Annotated in this window: 17 protein-coding genes; 9 read left to right on the top strand and 8 right to left on the bottom strand. The window is 65.6% G+C overall.

Annotation, left to right across the window (positions count from 1 at the left end; all coding sequences use genetic code 11):
- Window positions 1-18: 18 nt before the first annotated feature.
- Entirely contained in the window at window positions 19-765 is a 747-nt protein-coding gene (locus RTA_RS04630; RefSeq protein WP_013900222.1) for an SDR family NAD(P)-dependent oxidoreductase, read from the bottom strand.
- Window positions 762-1,508 (bottom strand): SDR family oxidoreductase, encoded by a 747-nt coding sequence (locus tag RTA_RS04625; protein ID WP_013900221.1) that lies wholly within the window; start codon window positions 1,506-1,508, stop codon window positions 762-764. The genes RTA_RS04630 and RTA_RS04625 overlap by 4 nt, the downstream gene beginning before the upstream one ends.
- A 137-nt stretch (window positions 1,509-1,645) precedes the next feature.
- On the opposite strand from RTA_RS04625, the gene RTA_RS04620 reads away from it, so the two are divergent.
- From RTA_RS04620 to RTA_RS20085, 9 genes are all read left to right on the top strand, one after another.
- Window positions 1,646-2,395, top strand: a complete 750-nt coding sequence (locus RTA_RS04620) for a FadR/GntR family transcriptional regulator (protein WP_013900220.1) — start codon at window positions 1,646-1,648, stop codon at window positions 2,393-2,395.
- A complete protein-coding gene (locus tag RTA_RS04615; protein ID WP_013900219.1) occupies window positions 2,392-3,384 on the top strand; it encodes a sialic acid TRAP transporter substrate-binding protein SiaP in 993 nt (330 codons plus the stop codon). The genes RTA_RS04620 and RTA_RS04615 overlap by 4 nt, the downstream gene beginning before the upstream one ends.
- A 10-nt stretch (window positions 3,385-3,394) precedes the next feature.
- Window positions 3,395-3,970, top strand: coding sequence for a TRAP transporter small permease (locus RTA_RS04610; protein ID WP_013900218.1), 576 nt, complete (start codon window positions 3,395-3,397; stop codon window positions 3,968-3,970).
- 4 nt (window positions 3,971-3,974) lie between these two features.
- Window positions 3,975-5,369: a TRAP transporter large permease gene (locus RTA_RS04605; RefSeq protein WP_013900217.1), complete on the top strand. Its 1,395-nt coding sequence runs from the start codon at window positions 3,975-3,977 to the stop codon at window positions 5,367-5,369.
- A gap of 366 nt (window positions 5,370-5,735) precedes the next feature.
- Window positions 5,736-7,250, top strand: coding sequence for a UxaA family hydrolase (locus tag RTA_RS04600; RefSeq protein ID WP_013900216.1), 1,515 nt, complete (start codon window positions 5,736-5,738; stop codon window positions 7,248-7,250).
- An 8-nt stretch (window positions 7,251-7,258) separates the two neighbouring features.
- Complete coding sequence (locus RTA_RS04595; RefSeq protein ID WP_013900215.1) at window positions 7,259-8,326, top strand: malate/lactate/ureidoglycolate dehydrogenase; 1,068 nt, start codon at window positions 7,259-7,261, stop codon at window positions 8,324-8,326.
- 396 nt (window positions 8,327-8,722) lie between these two features.
- Window positions 8,723-10,237: a glycosyltransferase family protein gene (locus tag RTA_RS20580; RefSeq protein ID WP_143762900.1), complete on the top strand. Its 1,515-nt coding sequence runs from the start codon at window positions 8,723-8,725 to the stop codon at window positions 10,235-10,237.
- A 12-nt stretch (window positions 10,238-10,249) separates the two neighbouring features.
- Window positions 10,250-11,185 carry a GNAT family N-acetyltransferase gene (locus RTA_RS20090; RefSeq protein ID WP_081466210.1) on the top strand — a complete coding sequence of 312 codons (936 nt, stop codon included), beginning with the start codon at window positions 10,250-10,252 and terminating at the stop codon, window positions 11,183-11,185.
- Window positions 11,186-11,228: 43 nt separating this feature from the next.
- Window positions 11,229-12,047 carry a polysaccharide deacetylase family protein gene (locus RTA_RS20085; protein ID WP_226986142.1) on the top strand — a complete coding sequence of 273 codons (819 nt, stop codon included), beginning with the start codon at window positions 11,229-11,231 and terminating at the stop codon, window positions 12,045-12,047.
- A 94-nt stretch (window positions 12,048-12,141) separates the two neighbouring features.
- Here RTA_RS20085 and pdeM read toward each other — a convergent pair whose 3' ends face one another.
- The 6 genes from pdeM to RTA_RS04565 form a co-directional block, all read right to left on the bottom strand.
- Window positions 12,142-12,825: a ligase-associated DNA damage response endonuclease PdeM gene (gene pdeM / locus RTA_RS04590; RefSeq protein WP_013900211.1), complete on the bottom strand. Its 684-nt coding sequence runs from the start codon at window positions 12,823-12,825 to the stop codon at window positions 12,142-12,144.
- Window positions 12,826-13,494: a nucleoid occlusion factor SlmA gene (gene slmA, locus RTA_RS04585; RefSeq protein WP_041675050.1), complete on the bottom strand. Its 669-nt coding sequence runs from the start codon at window positions 13,492-13,494 to the stop codon at window positions 12,826-12,828.
- Between the two features lie 94 nt (window positions 13,495-13,588).
- Complete coding sequence (locus RTA_RS04580; RefSeq protein ID WP_013900209.1) at window positions 13,589-14,968, bottom strand: sensor histidine kinase; 1,380 nt, start codon at window positions 14,966-14,968, stop codon at window positions 13,589-13,591.
- Between the two features lie 59 nt (window positions 14,969-15,027).
- Window positions 15,028-15,735 (bottom strand): response regulator transcription factor, encoded by a 708-nt coding sequence (locus RTA_RS04575; protein ID WP_013900208.1) that lies wholly within the window; start codon window positions 15,733-15,735, stop codon window positions 15,028-15,030.
- Window positions 15,736-15,760: 25 nt separating this feature from the next.
- Window positions 15,761-16,651 (bottom strand): acetylglutamate kinase, encoded by an 891-nt coding sequence (argB, locus tag RTA_RS04570; RefSeq protein ID WP_041676093.1) that lies wholly within the window; start codon window positions 16,649-16,651, stop codon window positions 15,761-15,763.
- A gap of 88 nt (window positions 16,652-16,739) precedes the next feature.
- Window positions 16,740-17,834 (bottom strand): FkbM family methyltransferase, encoded by a 1,095-nt coding sequence (locus RTA_RS04565; RefSeq protein WP_013900206.1) that lies wholly within the window; start codon window positions 17,832-17,834, stop codon window positions 16,740-16,742.
- Between the last annotated feature and the right edge of the window lie 200 nt (window positions 17,835-18,034).

Raw genomic sequence — 18,034 nt, 5'->3', positions numbered from 1 at the left:
GCCTTTCTTGTTGCGTGATCAGTAGGTGGAGCGGCCGCCCGAGAGGTCGAACACGGCGCCGGTGGAGAACGAGCATTCTTCCGTGCACAGCCAGGCGACCAGGGCCGCCACCTCCTGCGGCGTGCCGAAGCGCCCCATCGGGATCTTGCCCAGCATGAACTGGATGTGCTCGGGGCTCATCTGCTCGAAGATGGCCGTCCTCACGGCCGCGGGCGTCACGCAGTTGACGCGCACGTCCACGTCGGCCAGCTCCTTGCCCAGCGACTTGGTCAGGGCGATCACCGCCGCCTTGCTGGCGCTGTAGGCGCTGGCGTTGGGGTTGCCGTCCTTGCCGGCCACCGAGGCGATGTTCACGATGCGGCCCCAGCCCTGGGCGCGCATCAGCGGCGCCACCTCGCGGCAGCAGTAGAACAGGCCGTTCAGGTTGACGTCCATCACCTGGCGCCAGGCATCCAGGGGATAGTCCCAGACCTTGGCGTTGGGCCCGGTGATGCCGGCGCCGTTGACCAGGGCGTCGATGCGCGCCGACTGCCGCACGGTGCGCTTGACCGCCGCCTGCACCGACAGGTAGTCGCTGACGTCCACCTCCACGGCCGCGGCCTTGGCACCCAGCACCAGCGCGGCCTGCTGCGCGGCCGAGGCGTCGCGGTCCCACAGCGTGACGCTGCCGCCCGACTGGACCAGCCGCTCGGCGATCGCATACCCCAGGCCGGCGGCGCCGCCCGTGACCACCGCATGGCGGCCCTGGAAATCCAGCTGGTTCATATCGAGATGCCGCCGTCCACCGCGTAGGCCTGGCCGGTGACGAAGGCCGATTCGTCGCTGGCCAGGAACACCACCAGCGGCGCGATCTCCTCGGCCCGCGCCAGCCGGCCCATGGGCTGGCGGGCGACGAAGGCGCGCCGGGCCGCCTGCGGGTCGGCGTTGGCATCGATGCGGCCCTGCAGCGAGGGCGTGTCCACCGTGCCCGGGCAGATGGCGTTGCAGCGGATGCCGTGGGCCACGTAGTCGGCCGCCACGCTCTTGGTCAGGCCGATCACCGCCGCCTTGGTGGTGCCGTAGATGAACCGGTTGGGCAGGCCCTTGATGCTGCTGCACACGCTGGCCATGTTGATGATGCTGCCGCGCCCGCGGCCCTCGTCGTTGCCCAGCATGCGCGGCAGCGCCGCCTGGATGGCCCAGAACTGGGAGCGCACGTTCAGGTTCAGCGCGAAGTTCCATTCCTCGTCGCTGGCCTGCTGGATGGTGCCGTTGTGGACGAAGCCGGCGCAGTTGAAGAGCACGTCGATGGCCGGCATGGCGGCGATCACGCGTTTCAGCGCCTCCTTGTCCAGCACATCCAGGCGCAGGGCGCGCACGCCCGCCACGCCTTCGTAGGCGGCCAGCAGCGCCTCGTTCACGTCGGTGGCCCACACCTGGGCGCCTTGCGCGGCCAGCGCCAGCGCGCTGGCGCGGCCTATGCCCTGCCCGGCTGCGGTGACCAGGGCGGTCTTGCCTTGCAGTCTCATGAAGCTGTCTCCTGAAAAGGGCGCCTGCGGGTTTTGCCCGATGCCCGGCGCGGGTTTTCGGCGCATCTTAATTGGTCAGACCACTTGGCCACTTGCGGTCAACCCTGACACCGTCGCCACACGCCACACCCCCACCCATGCCGCTGCAGACCGTCGAGTCGAATCGCCTGTACCGCCAGATCGCCGAGCAGCTGCGCTCGCTGATCGCGGCCGGCGAGTTCGCGCCGGCCAGCCGCCTGCCGGCCGAGCGCGACCTGGCGCGCCAGCTGGGCGTGAGCCGCCCCTCGGTGCGCGAGGCGCTGATCGCCCTGGAGGTGGAAGGCTGGGTCGAGGTGCGCACGGGCTCGGGCATCTACGTGCGCCAGCCGCTGCCGCGCGGCGCCGCCGCCGGGCACGACTCGGCCGAGTGGGGCCCGCTGGAGCTGATGCGCGCGCGCGAGCTGGTGGAGGGCGAGGTCGCCGCGCTGGCGGCGCGCCATGCCAAGCGCGCCCAGGTCGCGGCCATGGCCGGCGCCCTGGCCCGCATGCAGGAGCAGGCCGACGCAGGCATCGTGCCGCGCGAGGGCGACGAGGCCTTCCACGCCGCCGTGGCGGGTGCCTGCGGCAACGAGGTGCTGCGCGACACCGTCATGGGCTACTGGCAGGCGCGCAGCGGCCCGCTGTTCGAGCGGTTGGGCGACTACTTCGAGAACCCCGCCTCCTGGAGCGCCGCGCTGGTCGAGCACGCGCAGGTGCTGGAGGCCATCCGCGGGCGCGACCCGCAGGCCGCGCGCGAGGCGATGCACCTGCACCTGCAGCGCGCCTGCAAGAGATACGGCGCGAGCTGGCGCCGCGCCAACGCATCCCACACCCCGCCAGCACCTCTACAACTCAGGAGACGAGCATGATGACCCACCGGTTCACCCTTCGATCGATAGCCGCCTGCGCCCTGCTGGCCGGCGCCCTGGCACCGTTCGGCGCCGCCAACGCGCAGACCAAGCTGAAGTGGGCCCACGTGTACGAGGCCTCCGAGCCCTTCCACAAGTGGTCGGTCTGGGCCGGCGAGGAGTTCAAGAAGCGCACCAACGGCAAGTACGAGATCCAGGTGTTCCCGGCCTCCAGCCTGGGCAAGGAAAGCGACATCAACCAGGGCCTGCAGCTGGGCACGGTGGACATCATCCTGACCGGCGCCTCCTTCGCCGCGCGCTCGTTCCCGCGGCTGGCCGTGAGCTACTACCCCTTCACCTTCCGCGACGCCGACCACGTGCTCAAGTACGCCAAGAGCGACGTGTTCAAGGAGCTGGCCGAAGGCTACAAGAAGGCCAGCGGCGGTAACACCGTGACGGCCATGACCTACTACGGCGTGCGCCACGCCACCAGCAACAAGGCCTTCAAGACCTGCGACGAGATGAAGGGCCTGAAGATGCGCGTGCCCGACGCGCCCGCCTACACCGCGCTGCCGCGCGCTTGCGGCGCCAACCCGACGCCCATCGCCTTCGCCGAGGTGTACCTGGCGCTGCAGAACGGCACCGTCGACGCGCAGGAGAACCCGCTGCCCACCATCGAGGCCAAGAAGTTCTACGAGGTGCAGAAGAACATCATCCTGACCGGCCACATCGCCGACTCGCTGCTGACCATCGTCTCGCCCACCACCATGGGCCGCCTCACGCCGGCCGAGCAGAAGACGCTGCTGGAGGTGACGCAGGAGGCGGCCGAGAAGGCCAGCCAGGACGTGCGCAAGCGCGAGGGCGAGCTGGTCGACGAGTTCAAGAAGAAGGGCCTGAACATCATCACCGTGGACCGCAACGACTTCCAGCAGCGCGTGCTCAAGGCCATCGAGTTCGGCTCCATGCAGCTGGACAAGAAGGACTGGGACCGCGTCATCGCCATCAAGTAAGGGTGCCGCGATGTCTTCGGTCCTGGACGACATGCCCCGGGTGATGGGGGAGGATGGCGAGTTCCATGCGCAGGACGAGGCGGTCCAGCTCGCCGGCACGCCGGTGGAGGCCTGGGTCGCCCTGGGCTTCTTCTGGCTGCTGGGGATCACCGTCTTCTACCAGTTCTTCACCCGCTACGTGCTCAACGACTCGGCCGCCTGGACCGAGGAGATCGCCCGCTACCTGCTGATCGCGACGGTGTTCACCGGCGCGGTCATCGGCGTCATCAAGAACAACCACATCCACGTGGACATCGTCTACCGCTACCTGCCGCGCCGCGCGGGCCGCGTCCTGGCGACGCTGGTGGACCTGCTGCGCATCACCTTCTTCGCGGCGGCCGCCGTGCTCACCGTGATGATGATGCTCAAGCTGGGCAGCAACTCGCGCATGACCATGATCGACCTGCCGATGAACTGGGTCTACGGCGTGTGCCTGGCCGGCTTCGTCGCCATGGCCGTGCGCTCGGTGCAACTCGCGCTGGTGCACCGCCGGCGTGGCTGGACGGTGCTGGAACGGCCTGAAGGGTCGGACGCCCTCACCGAGTGAATCCATGCTGAAGATCATCTTCCTGTTCCTCATGACCGGCGGGCTGCCGGTGGCCCTGGCCATGGCCGGCTCGGCCCTGCTGTACATCTGGTGGACGGGCAACCTGCCGGCCTTCGTGGTCATCCACCGCATGGTCAGCGGCATCGACAGCTTCCCGTTGCTGGCCGTGCCCTTCTTCATCCTGGCCGGCAACCTGATGAACAACGCCGGCATCACCAACCGCATCTACAACTACGCGCTGGCGCTGGTGGGCTGGCTCAAGGGCGGCCTGGGCCATGTCAACGTGGTGGGCTCGGTGGTGTTCGCCGGCATGAGCGGCACCGCCATCGCCGACGCCGCCGGCCTGGGCACCATCGAGATCAAGGCCATGAAGGACCATGGCTACGACACCGAGTTCGCGGTCGGCGTCACCGCCGCCTCGGCCACGCTGGGACCCATCATCCCGCCCTCGCTGCCGTTCGTGATCTACGGGATGATGGCCAACGTCAGCGTGGGCGCGCTGTTCCTGGCCGGCATCCTGCCCGGCGTGCTGATGGCCGTGGCCATGATGTTCACCGTGGCCTACTTCGCCCACAAGAACGGCTGGGGCGGCGACATCAGGTTCGAATGGCCGCGCGTGGCCAAGGCGCTGATGGAAACCGCCGTAGTGATCGGCTGGCCGGTGGCGGTGTGGCTGCTGGTCAACAAGGCCGGCCTGCCGGCGCAGATCACCGTCACCGCCGCGCTGGGGGTGCTGTTCGTCGCCGACCGGGTGTTCCGGTTCCAGGCGGTGCTGCCCATCATGACGCCGGTGCTGCTGATCGGCGGCATGACCACCGGCATCTTCACGCCCACCGAGGGCGCGATCGCCGCCTGCCTGTGGGCCATGGTGCTGGGCTTCGCCTGGTACCGCACGCTGAACTGGAAGATGTTCGTCAAGGTCTGCCTGGACACGGTGGAGACCACGGCCACGGTGCTGTTCATCGTGGCGGCCGCCAGCATCTTCGGCTGGATGCTCACGGCCACCGGCGTCACCGCCGCCATCTCGCAGTGGGTGCTGGCCTTCACCAAGGATCCCTGGGTGTTCCTGCTGCTGGCCAACCTGCTGATGCTGTTCGTCGGCTGCTTCCTGGAGCCCACGGCGGCCATCACCATCCTGGTGCCCATCCTGGTGCCGATCTGCCAGCAGTTGGGCATCGACCTGGTGCACTTCGGGCTGGTGATGGTGCTGAACCTGATGATCGGGCTGCTGCATCCGCCCATGGGGATGGTGCTGTTCGTCCTGGCCCGGGTGGCCAAGCTGTCGGTGGAGCGGACCACGATGGCGATCCTGCCGTGGCTGGTGCCGCTGCTCGGATCGCTGGTGTTGATCACGTACTTCCCGAAGGCGGTCTTGTGGCTGCCGAAGATGTTCTATTGATTTTGTTCTTCGTTTTTGGTTGGTTGTTGTGACTCCTCGTCTTCCCCCTCTTCTCCCCCCCGCCCCTGAGCACGCGCCTTGGCGCGTGCGGGCGTTTGCCCTGCCATGGGCGCGCAACGGCAAGGCCGTTGCTCAGCGCCCCCCGCCGGGGCGAAGAGGGGGGCCTGGATTTGGTTACCTCGCGCCGGCTACGGAACTACAGGCCACCGTCGCCAACTCCACGGTGAACCACGGCCCGGGCGCTGCCGTCCTAGGAATAAGCTGCCGCAACGGCGCGGAGCCGCGAGCCAGCGCGCAAGCGCGGCTGTCTCGTGCCGAAGCAGGGAGATCGAGGATCAACTCCAGCCACTCCGCAGGAGAACAAACATGAATCTTTTCATCCGCCTGCACCCGCAGGACGACGTCCTGATCGCCCGTTCCCAGCTGGTCGGCGGCACGCAAATCGAAGGTGTGGCCGTCAAGGGCCTGGTGCCGCCCGGCCACAAGGTCGCCGCGCGCGACATCGGGCAGGGCCAGCCGGTGCGCCGCTACAACCAGATCATCGGCTTCGCCAGCAAGCCCATCGCCGCCGGCGAGCACGTGCACACCCACAACCTGGCGATGGGCGACTTCGAGCGCGACTACGCCTTCGGCGCCGACCTCAAGCCCGAACCGGCGCGGCGCGAGGCCACCTTCATGGGGATCAAGCGCTCCGACGGCCGCGTCGCCACCCGCAACTACATCGGCATCCTGTCCAGCGTGAACTGCTCGGCCACCGCCGCCCGCGCGATCGCCGACCACTTCTCGCGCCAGACGAACCCGGCGGCGCTGGCGGACTACCCCATGGTCGACGGCGTGGTCGCCCTCACCCACGGCACCGGCTGCGGCATGGATACCGAGGGCATGGGCATGCAGATCCTGGAGCGCACGCTGGCCGGCTACGCCACCCATGCCAACTTCTGGGGCGTGCTGGTGGTGGGCCTGGGCTGCGAAGCCAACCAGATCAATGCCTGGCTGGCCCACAGCAGCCTGCGCGAGGGCGACACGCTGAAGGTCTTCAACATCCAGGACACCGGCGGCACCCGCAGGACGGTGGAAAAGGGCATCGCGCTCGTCAAGGACATGCTGCCCCGCGCCAACGCGGTCAAACGCGAGCCCTGCAGCGCGTCGCACATCACCATCGGCCTGCAGTGCGGCGGGTCCGACGGCTACTCCGGCATCAGCGCCAACCCGGCGCTGGGCGCGGCGGTGGACCTGCTGGTGGCGCACGGCGGCACGGCCATCCTGTCGGAGACGCCCGAGGTCTACGGCGCCGAGCACCTGCTGACGCGCCGCGCCGTCCGCCGCGAGGTCGGCGAGAAGCTGATCTCGCGCATCCGCTGGTGGGAGCACTACACCAGGGTCAACGAAGGCGAGATGAACAACAACCCCTCGCCGGGCAACAAGGCCGGCGGGCTCACCACCATCCTGGAGAAATCGCTGGGCGCGGTGGCCAAGGGCGGCACCACCAGCCTGCAGGCCGTCTACGAGTACGCCGAGCCCGTCACGGCCCAGGGCTTCGTCTACATGGACACGCCGGGCTACGACCCGGTCAGCGCCACCGGCCAGGTGGCCGGCGGCGCCAACATGATCTGCTTCACCACCGGCCGCGGCTCGGCCTACGGCTGCGCCCCCTCGCCCTCGCTCAAGCTGGCCACCAACACGGCGCTGTGGCAGCGCCAGGAGGAGGACATGGACATCAACTGCGGCGAGATCATCGACGGCCGGGCCTCGATCCAGGAGATGGGCGAGCGCATCTTCCGCCTGGTGCTGGCCACCGCCTCCGGCGAGGCCAGCAAGAGCGAGCGCCACGGCTACGGGCAGAACGAGTTCGTGCCCTGGCAGGTCGGCGCCGTGATGTAAGGACGCGCATGACCAAGACATTCTTCGCGCCCGAGCTGCGGGCTCGCGCGGCGGCCGTCCTGCAGGCCGCAGGCAGCGACCCCGACGAGGCGCGCCAAGTGGCGGCCAATCTGGTGCTGGCCAATCTGAGCGGGCACGATTCGCATGGCGTGGGCATGCTGCCGCGCTACGTCGACGCCGTGCTGGAGGGCGGCCTGCAGCCCAACGCCTCAGCCGAAGTGACGCTGGACGCCGGCGCCCTGCTGGCGCTGGACGGGCGGCGCGGCTATGGCCAGGTGGTGGGCGAGCAGGCGATGCGCCTGGCCATGGACCGCGCCCTGGCCCAGGGCAGCTGCGTGATGGCATTGGCGAACGCGCACCACCTGGGCCGCATCGGCCACTTCGCCGAGATGGCGGTGGCGCAGGGCTTGGTGTCGCTCCATTTCGTCAACGTGCTGTCGCGCCCCGTAGTGGCGCCCTGGGCCGGTGGCGACGGCCGCTTCGGCACCAATCCCTTCTGCGCTGGCATCCCGCTGGCCGGGCGCGAGCCCTTCATCCTGGACTTCGCCACCAGCCGGGTGGCGCAAGGCAAGATGCGCGTGGCGCACAACGAAGGCCGCCCCGCCGAACCAGGTTACCTGATTGACCGCCAGGGCCAGCCCACCACCGACCCGGGCGTGGTAGTGGTGCCCGATGCGGCCGGCCGCCTGGGCGCGCTGCTGCCCTTCGGCGAGCACAAGGGTTCCGGCCTGGCGATCGCCTGCGAGTTGCTGGGCGGGGCGCTCACCGGCGGCGGCACCTGGCACCGCGAACCGGACGCGCGCCGGGCGGTGGTCAACGGCATGCTTAGCATCGTGATCAATCCGCGCAAACTGGGTACGCAAGACAGCTTCGCACGCGAGGCCACGGCCTTCGTCGACTGGCTGCGCCGCAGCCCCGCCGCGCCAGGCACGGACGGCGTGCGCCTGGCCGGCGAGCCCGAGCGCGAAGCTCGCGCGCGGCGCGAGCGGGAGGGCATCGCGATCGACAACCAGACCTGGGCGGAGATCGTGGCGGCGAGCGTGAAGGTCGGAGCGGGAGAACCCCACCAAAGCTAGAGCGAGTGCCATCTGGCTCCCTCTCCTTCAATCTAAGTTCAAAACTTCGATTTGTAAGACGTTGCCGTCCTCGCTCCTAAAAACGGAGAGGCTGCATACCAGTCAGGCAATCATCGCCGCGACACAACTGCTGCCACTGGGAGAAGTGGAGTTGCGACGGCCCATGTCAGCCAGCATGGCTACTCTTAACCGAGCCCACCACGCCACTCCTAAGCAAGTGCCTTCCTGTACTTCGATTAATTATGTAGGGCTAATTAATTATGTAGGGCTAATCAGCCCTCCTTGAGACGAGTTCAATCGCACCGCACCGCAAAGGTAGCTCGCTACAATTCGGACGACTTGATCGCATCTTGCTGTCGATTCCATATTGTTTACGATCAAGCGTTTAATTTCACTATGACTGAAGAAGCAAAAAGAAAAGCAGAAAGGCTTGCGAATGCAGGGCAGAGAAGGAGGGTCGTCGATACATGGCAACTGCACGTTTTGCTGGTGTCCTGTGTATTCGCCGCCGCCGTTTATAGCAGTCGACTGGCGAGTGGCCATGATTGGGGAGACGACTTCGGGGCCTACTTGCATTTGGCCCAAAATATCCGGCTGGGTCGACCGTATGACTATTTAACACCCGAAATGGGTGCGATGACCCCGCCCGGATTTCCCCTCCTTCTAGTCTTCTGGTCTCATTTAACTAGCTGGGACTTGGCTAAATTGAAGACGGTGAACGTCTTTTCATGGTGCCTGCTTGCAATCGCCACCTACCGGTTGGCACGCTACTACGTATCAGCCTCTAACTCTCTCGCCGTAGCCATTGCGGTACTGTGCTGCCCGTTTTTCATATTCGCCCAACAGGACCTAATAAGCGACATGCCATACGCCGCACTAAACACCACATGCCTTTGTTTAGCGTCAGCGGCCTCTGTCAGACAACCACACTGGCGTCAAATAGGTTGGCTCTGCTTACTCTGCATAGGGGTGTTCACTGCATTTTTGTTTCGACCCGCAACCGTTGGCCTGGTCGCCGCACTCGTCGGCTATCAGAGTTATTTGCTAGTGCACACCTACGTACGCACTCGCTCCTACAACTGGTTGGCATTGACAGCTGCAACACTTCTCGTGCTGACCACCTTACTCTTCATCGCCCTCTTTCCAGGTCCATTTAATGCACATGGGACAAACGCGGTAGCGAGCGGACAGTTCTACTCATTTACCACTCGCAGCTCAGAAGAGTTCAAGAACTTCTCCAACCTTTTCTTTGGGTTTGTGGCACCGCCATGGGCTCCAAAAGTCTTTTTGATCTTTGCGTTTGTCGGTTCTCTGTTGGGAGCCATCAATCGGCGGGAATTAACACCAATCCATTTTTTCGCGCTTGCATACCCGGCGATGATCATGCTAACTCCGTGGAACGGCGGACCTCGTTACCTGTTTCCGATGGTTCCAGTTATATTTATCTTCGTTGCAATGCTAGGTGAATCCTCACGTCGGACAGCGTCTGCCTGGATAGGGAAAGTAGGGGCCTTGATCATCTTGCTTTACGTAGCCGTCAACGGCGCGCGACAAGTTAACGCTGCTCAAGGCTACTCGACTGATGAGATCGAGAAACCTAAGGCAATGGAGCTGTTCGGGTGGCTCAAGGCAAATACGCGTGCGGATGAAACTCTATGCGCATTCAAGCCACGCGCCTTTTTATATCTCACACAAAGACGGACGCAAGATATCGGTTTTACGGCGTATCCAAGTACGGGGGAGGAATATCTGAGAGCGCTGCACTGCGCGTATGCGGTAGTCCCAAACCCCAACGCTCTCGGAGGCCTATACGACGCTGTTTCCGTAAAGCTCGAAGTCGACCCGACCATGCTAAAAATCTACGACAACACTGAGTATTCAGTGTTTATCCCGGCGCGGGCTAAGCGATAACAACTAAGTCCGATGAGTTTCACACAAGACGAAGATCAGTTGCTAGCGCAGGAGAGACTTCTAAACGAAGTGTTTCCAGAAGGAGCTTTGACTTTTGAATATCTCGACTGGCTATATCGAAAATCACCCGATGGTCTGAATATCAGCAGTGACTACACGGAGGCAGGCAAGCTCCTCGGGCACTACACGATGGTTCCGCAGAGATGGATCATCGGGGGAGAGTCGAAGTTGATGGCGCTTTCTTTGAACACAGCGGTGCATGAGGAAGCTCGTGGAAAAGGGCTTTTTGTCCGCTTGGCTGAAGAAACCTACTCCATCGCGGCAAGGCACGGTATTAGAGGCATCGTCGGAGTCGCGAATGCAAACTCGACGCCTGGGTTCGTAAAGCGTCTTGGGTTCACGCTAGTGTCCCCGTTGCCTGTCGTCGCCGGCGTGGCATTGCCAGTCCCGCTGCATGCGGCTTCGAATCACACGGTAAACGCGGCCTTCTTAAATAGCAAGCAATTCACCTTGCTCACTGCTCGCTTGCACTTTAATCGACCGGGAGGTGCCGCGCAGGAATGGTCAATCGACAAGTTGCGTTGGCGCTTGTCTTCTCCAAAATGTCAGTACGCATTGCATGCCCATAAGTCCGGCGTCCTGGTAACCACAACCGCCACTGGACCACTTGGCGCTCGGGTGGTGATTGCTCTCAAGTTTTTTCCAAGTAATGAAGTCGATCAGGTTGATACGGCCGCCCTAATTCGGCAAGCTGCCGCATACCATAAGGCTTGGTTTTTTATCTACTCCGGTTTTAACAACAGCGCCTCCCTCAAGGGCATACCATTGCCGCGTAGATTGCTACCATCACCCTTAAATTTGATCTATCGGAAGCTTGACAGCACCTTGCCTGATGCAATTTCCATCCAGTTCAGTTCGTTCGAGTTCCTTGATTTTGATGCTTACTAAATAGGGCCGCTTAAGCCAACCAGGAGATTCTGATTTGTCTAAAGTGAAAAGCGCAATATTTACGCTTGACTTAGAAGATCATGTGGGTCGGTACGATACATCGAGCCGGTATCCGTCCATTTCCCGCCAAGTACTTCAGACCTTGGCGCAGAACGGCATTGTCGGGACCGTGTTTGTAGTCGGCAAGATCGCAAAAGCAGAACCGGCGCTTCTACGTGAAATATCGGATTTGGGGCACGAACTTGCGTGCCACAGCTTGGACCATACGCCCCTGGACAAACAAGCGCCAGCCGCTTTTAGAGAAGACACAGCGCGGGCCAAGCACCTGATCGAGAATTGCATTGGCAAGGCGGTAGTTGGGTTCAGAGCCCCGGTCTTTTCGCTCACGAAGAGCACCCTTTGGGCTGTCGACGTTTTGGCGGAGCTGGGATTTCAGTATTCGTCGAGCGTGATGCCGACACACAACCCACTTTACGGTTTCCCCCAGGCACCCACAAAACCATTTCTCTGGAAAAACGGTTTGGTCGAGATTCCATGCCCTGTCGGAAAACTCGGACCAATCACTCTCCCGTATCTGGGAGGTTTCTACCTTCGATATCTTCCTCAAATCCTGGTTCGGTCACTCATCACTCAAGCCGATCCTGAGTCTTGTTTATGGACGTACTGTCACCCGTACGACTTTGATACCGCAGAGCCGTTCAACAGGATTCAAGGTGCGCCCTTATGGACCAGCATTCTTCTTTGGTTCAATCGACGAGACACATTGCCAAAAATCTTGGCGGTGGTTCGTGAGAACTCGAGTTCGACACTGCGCGGTTGGGTTGAAGCAAACTCTGCCTGTCTGCCAAGATACCTGCCCTGAGTTCGAGCGCCTTACGAGCAGCAGCGCCTATCGTTCCTAGCCTGCGTAACACTCATCAACTCGATGGGTGCTTGGCGATCAGACTCACAAGTCGCTAGACCAGTGCTGCGGGCAGCTCCCGCACCACCTGGTCCGCGATGGGGAAGACGCGGTCGCCGGCGCGCGGCTCGATGCGGTGCATGCCGGTGAACTCGCCGAAGGCCGGCAGCACGCCGACCGCCTGATCCGGCGCCGCGCCCGAGTCGTCGCCGAACCAGAAGCACGGCAGGCGCAGCCGCTCGAACGCCCGGCCCCGCACGCTGACGCAGGGATGCCAGTGGCCGGCCAGCACGTAGCGGCCCGCCACTGGCTCGGGGTGGTGGCTCAGCGCGAAAGGCCCGCAGGCCAGCGGCCCGTCCACCACCTCGATGCCCAGGCGCGGCGGCGGGTCGCCGGCGCGCTCGTCGTGGTTGCCGCGCACCAGCACCATCTCCAGGCCGGTATGCCGCAGCCGCCAGCGCTCCAGCGCGTCCAGGGTTTGCGCCGCATGGGAGCGCGCGGAATGCAGGAAGTCGCCCAGGAACACCAGGCGCTGGGCGCCGCTCGCCGCCAGGGCGTCGGACAGCGTGTCCAGCGTGGCCTGGGTGGTGGCCTCGGGCACGGGCACGCCCAGGCGGCGGAAGCTCACCGCCTTGCCGAAATGGGCATCGGCCACCAGCAGCGTGCGCCGGGCCGGCAGGTAGAGCGCGCCGCTGGGATGCAGGGCGGCTTCGGTGCCTGAGAGGGGGATGCTGAGCACTTACAGCATGCAGGCCAGGCTGGCCTCCAGGTGCTCGGACGGGGCGCGGCGGAAGCCCGAGCGGGCGAAGCGCTGCAGGCGGCCGACCACGAAAGCGGTGAGCAGCGAGGCGCGCACCTGGGCGTCCACGGTGGGCGTGGCCGAGCCGTTGGCCTCGGACACGCTGCGCAGGCTCTGCTTGAGCGTGGCCTCGATCTTGTCGAAGAACTGGTTCATGCGCTGCTGCAACCGCTCATTCTCGTACACCAGGGCGTCGCCCACCATGACGCGGGTCATGCCGGGGTTGCGCTCGGCGAACTGCAGCAGCATGGATACGATGCGCGCGGCCTGGCGCACGCCGGCCTCGGCCGCGCTGCCGTTGACGGCCGGGTCGCGCTCGACGATCTGGCCCACCAGGGTGAACACGCTCTGCTCGATGAACTCGATCAGGCCCTCGAACATCTGGGCCTTGCTCGCGAAATGGCGGTACAGGGCCGCTTCGCTCACCTCCAGCTTGGCCGCCAGCGCGGCCGTGGTGATCCGCTCGGCGCCCGGCTGCTCCAGCATGGTGGCCAGGGCCTGCAGGATCTGCACCCGCCGCTCGCCCGGCTTGGGCCGCTTGCGGGCCGGCGCGGCGGCCTCGGCCTGGACGTTGGGTTCAGGGGGGCTGAGCGGCTCGGCGTCGGTCATCGATGGCACGGCTAGTGGGGTCCGGCGCATTCTCGCACAGTCGCGCTAGCCTTCCGAAGGCCCCACAGTTGCGGGCCCCAAGCCAAGTGCGCACTTACCCCGGCAGGTGCACGGTGACCTTCAGCCCGCGCCCGCGCGCGCCCGGCGCTAGCTGCAGGTGGCTGTGGTGCACGCGCGCGATCTCTTCCGCGATGGCCAGCCCCAGGCCGTTGCCCTCGCCCTGCGTGCCCTGCACCCGGTAGAAGCGCTCCAGCACCCGGCCCCGCTCGGCCTCGGGCACGCCCGGGCCGTCGTCCTCCACCTCCAGCAGGGCGCCGGTGCCGCGCGGGCCGCAGCGGATGGTGACGGCGCCGCCCGCGGGCGTGTAGCGCACGGCGTTGTCCACCAGGTTGGCCAGCAGCTCGCGCAGCAGCCATCCGTGGCCCATCACCTGGGCCGGCCGCGCGTCCAGCCCCAGGTCGATGCGCTTGGCGCTGGCGGCATCCAGCTGCGACTCCAGCGCCTCCTCGCACAGGGCCTTGAGCTGAACCGGCTGCAGCGGCTGGGCCTGCATGCTGCGGGCGTCGGCCCGCGACAACGCCAGCAGCTGGTTGGCCAGCTGCGAGGTGCGCCGGGTGGCGCCGCGCAGCTTCTCGACCTGCTCCACCGGCAGCTTCAGCGTGCCGCCGTCCGGCCCGGCGCGGCCGGCCGCCTGGGCCCAGGCCTCCACCTGGGCCTGCAGCCCGGCCAGCGGCGTGCGCAGCTGGTGCGCCGCGTCGGCGATGAAGCGGCGCTGGCTCTCGGCCTGGTCGTTCACCAGGCCGAACAGCCGGTTGAGCGACTCCACCAGCGGCCGCACCTCCTCCGGCGAAGCCTGTCCGTCGATGGCGCTCAGGTCGCGCGGCGAGCGGCGCTCCACCGCCTCGCGCAGCTGCAGCAGCGGCCGCAGCGCCCGCTCCACCGCCCAGCGCACCGCGAACGCGGCCGCCAGGATGAGCACCAGGTTGGGCAGCAGCACCTGGAACACGATCGAGCGGGCCCACTGCTGGCGCGGGTCGGAGCCGTCGGCGATGGCGATGGCCACCTCGCCCAGCACCGTCTGCTGGCGCTGGCGCACGATGCGCCAGGTGACGCCGCCCTGCTCCTCGCTGTGGTACTCGGGCTCCGGCGTGGCCGGCGGCAGGCGCGCCAGCCAGGGCTCGCCGTGCAGCAGGCTGCCGTCGGCGTCGACCACCGCGTAGGCGGCGTAGCCGGGGCTGGCCTCCAGGAACTGTTCGAACGGCGGGGCCAGCAGCAGCAGCGAGGGCGGGCCGCCCTCGTCCGGGCCGGGCAGCAGCGAATCGGCCAGCAGGGGCACCAGGGCCAGCAGCTGCTGGTCCTGCCGGGTGGCCACGTTGTCGGCGGAGCGGTAGTCGAACCAGGCGTTCAGACAGGCCAGCAGCACCAGCGGCACGATCAGCATCACCAGCAGGCGCCGGCGCAGGCCCGACAGCATCTGGCCGCCACCGCCGGCCGCGGCGCCGCGCGGTGCGGCCGGGACGGCAGGCGCGAACTTCACGCGGGGGCGGCGGCGCCCTGCAGCTCCAGCCGGTAGCCGAAGCCGCGGATCGACCGCAGGGCCACGCCGTGCGGCTCGAGCTTGCCGCGCAGACGCGAGATGTAGACCTCCACCGCGTTGGGCGTGATCTCCTTGTCCCAGCCGGTCAGGGCCTGGAGCAGCTTGTCCTTGCTGGCCGGCTTGGGCACGTGCATCAGCAAATACTCCAGCACCGTCCATTCGCGCGGGCCGAGCTCGATGGGCGTGATGGCGCCGCCCTCCTGCCGCGCGCCGGCGCGCCGGGTGGACGTGTCCAGCTCGATCGGCCCGAAGCTCAGCACCGCCGAGGTGGCGGCCTGGGAGCGGCGCAGCAGCGCCCGCAGCCGCGCCAGCAGCTCGGGCAGCTCGAAGGGCTTGACCATGTAGTCGTCGGCGCCCAGGTCCAGGCCCTGCACCCGGTCGTGCAGCGCGTCGCGCGCGGTGAGGATCAGCACCGGCAGCTTCTGGCTGGGCATCTCCGGCCGGCGCAGGCGGCGGGTGAGCTCCAGCCCGTCCATCTGCGGCAGGCCGATGTCGATGATGGCGGCGTCGAAGACCTCGGTGCGCAGCACCTCCACCGCCCTCTCGCCGCTGCCGACCCAGTCGACCGCGTAGCCGGCGTCGGACAGTCCCAGCTTGATGCCGCTGGCGACCATGACGTCGTCTTCGACGAGCAGCAGCCGCATGGGGGATCAGCGCCTGGGCCCGCGCTCAGTGGCTGCGGATCATGGTGCCGTAGGCCTGCTCGGTCAGGATCTCCAGCAGCATGGAATGGGGCACGCGCCCGTCGATGATGTGGACCGAGTTGACGCCGCTCTTGGCCGCGTTCAGCGCGCCGCTGATCTTGGGCAGCATGCCGCCGGAGATGGTGCCGTCGGCGAACAGCGCGTCGATCTCGCGCGCCGTCAGGTCGGTGAGCAGCTTGCCGTCCTTGTCCAGCACCCCGGGGGTGTTGGTCAGCAGCACCAGCTTCTCGGCCCGCAGCACCTCGGCCAGCTTGCTGGCCACCACGTCGGCGTTGATGTTGTAGCTCTCGTTCTCGTCGCCGAAGCCGATGGGGCTGACCACGGGGATGAAGTTGTCCTCCAGCAGCGCCCGCACCACGCCCGGGTCGATCTCGACGATGTCGCCCACCTGCCCGACGTCGTGCTCCTTGCTGGGGTCCTTGTTGTCCATCATCTTGAGCTTCTTGGCGCGGATCAGGCCGCCGTCGCGGCCGGTCAGGCCCACGGCCCGGCCGCCGGCCTTGTGGATGAAGCCCACGATGTCCTGCTGCACCTCGCCGGCCAGCACCCACTCGACCACCTCCATGGTCTCGGCGTCGGTCACGCGCATGCCCTGCACGAACTCGCCCTTCTTGCCCAGGCGGTTGAGGGCCTGCTCGATCTGCGGCCCGCCGCCGTGCACCACCACCGGGTTCATGCCCACCAGCTTGAGCAGCACCACGTCCTCGGCGAAATCGGCCTGCAGCTCCGGGTCGGTCATGGCGTTGCCGCCGTACTTGATGACCATGGTCTTGCCGTGGAACTTGCGGATGTACGGCAGGGCCTGGGCCAGGATTTCGGCCTTGTCGCGGGGGGCGATCTGGGGGAGGTCGGGCATGGCGGGCGAGGAGGTCGACGGGATGTAACCCGGATTCTGCCGCAATACACCCGCGCGACCTTGTAGGTGGCCGACCTCCAGGAGTTGCCTAGGAAGGCGTGCAGATCAAGTTTTCCGGTTCAGCGATGTCGTCGAAGCGGTGCGCGTCCGCAGAAGTCACCGGTTCGCCTGCACCATCCTCGGAAAACAGGGTCATCGAATACCCCAACTCTTCGAGCTGCCTGACGTACTGACGTCCTGAAGACCCACCAATGAGGCGCAGCGAGCGCGGAAAGAACTCGGTGAGGATCATCGGCCTGTGTCGACGGATCGTCGCCGTCGCACCGGCTACCACGTGGGGCTCGAATCCCTCCACGTCCATCTTCAGGAAGCGGATCGGCCGGTCGTAAGCCATGACGTCGATAGGCACGATCGAGATCTGATCGCCGCCCGACTCCATGGACACGTATGAACTGCCCGGGTTGGTGGCGTGCTCGCTCAGGTGAAAAGAGCCGATGCCCCGGGTCGAGCCAAGCCCGACGTTGTGGATGACGCACCGGTCCTCGAGACCGTTTGCTTTCACGCTGCGGGCAAGCATGTCGTAGGTCTTGTTCATGGGCTCGAATGCGTAGACCCGGCCACGAGATCCCACCTTGGCCGCAGCCTGCAACGTGAAGACCCCGATGTTCGCGCCCGCGTCGATCATTCCGTCGCCGGGTTGCAGGCACGAGAGCATGAATTCGACTTCGTGCTCCTCCCAGCGATCATGCAACACGCCAAAGGAGATGTAGCTGTCAGCCAGGTTGACCCAGATGTTGAAGCCCTTGAACTCCGCCATTACCCATTTGTCTTTCGGCCACAGGCCCACCTTCCCACGCACTTCCCAGCGGTAGCGATCACTTCGGAGAATCTTTACCGTCGCCTCGTGCATGTCCTTGCTTGCAAGGTATACGGTCACTGGCGTCAAGTGATCGCAAGGCCAACCAAAAAGCGCGGCGTGAACCAGGTTGAGGCGGTCAAAAGTGGGGCGGAGCAATTCAGCGGCCCTGAATCTCGAGCTGTTGACGATCCGCTCCGTCACCTGCTGAATGCTGTCGCACTCCAAATACTCCTCCAGCGGAGTGAGATGGTCGCAGGGCCAGCCGAAAAAAGCGACATGGACCGCATTGATTTGATCGATGGTCAGGCTTCGATTTGCTCGCATTGCCGTGATTTCTCCAAGCGCTTCCAGGAATGATAGTCACGACAGGAGCAGGCCAAGAGCAAGAGACGCGCCTGATTGCCGACGAGTCGCCGCTCAGGCATAGCGCGACAAATGGCATCAAATGGAAACACGGGAAATACTGAATGCTGAGTGATGCGCACTGCCGGCAACTCCTCATCTGCTCCGATGGGCCAGCCAAA

The organism is Ramlibacter tataouinensis TTB310 (assembly GCF_000215705.1).
Lineage (GTDB): Bacteria > Pseudomonadota > Gammaproteobacteria > Burkholderiales > Burkholderiaceae_C > Ramlibacter > Ramlibacter tataouinensis.
The sequence above is the reverse complement of the archived record's forward strand: the minus strand, read 5'-3'. Positions and strand labels throughout refer to the sequence as shown.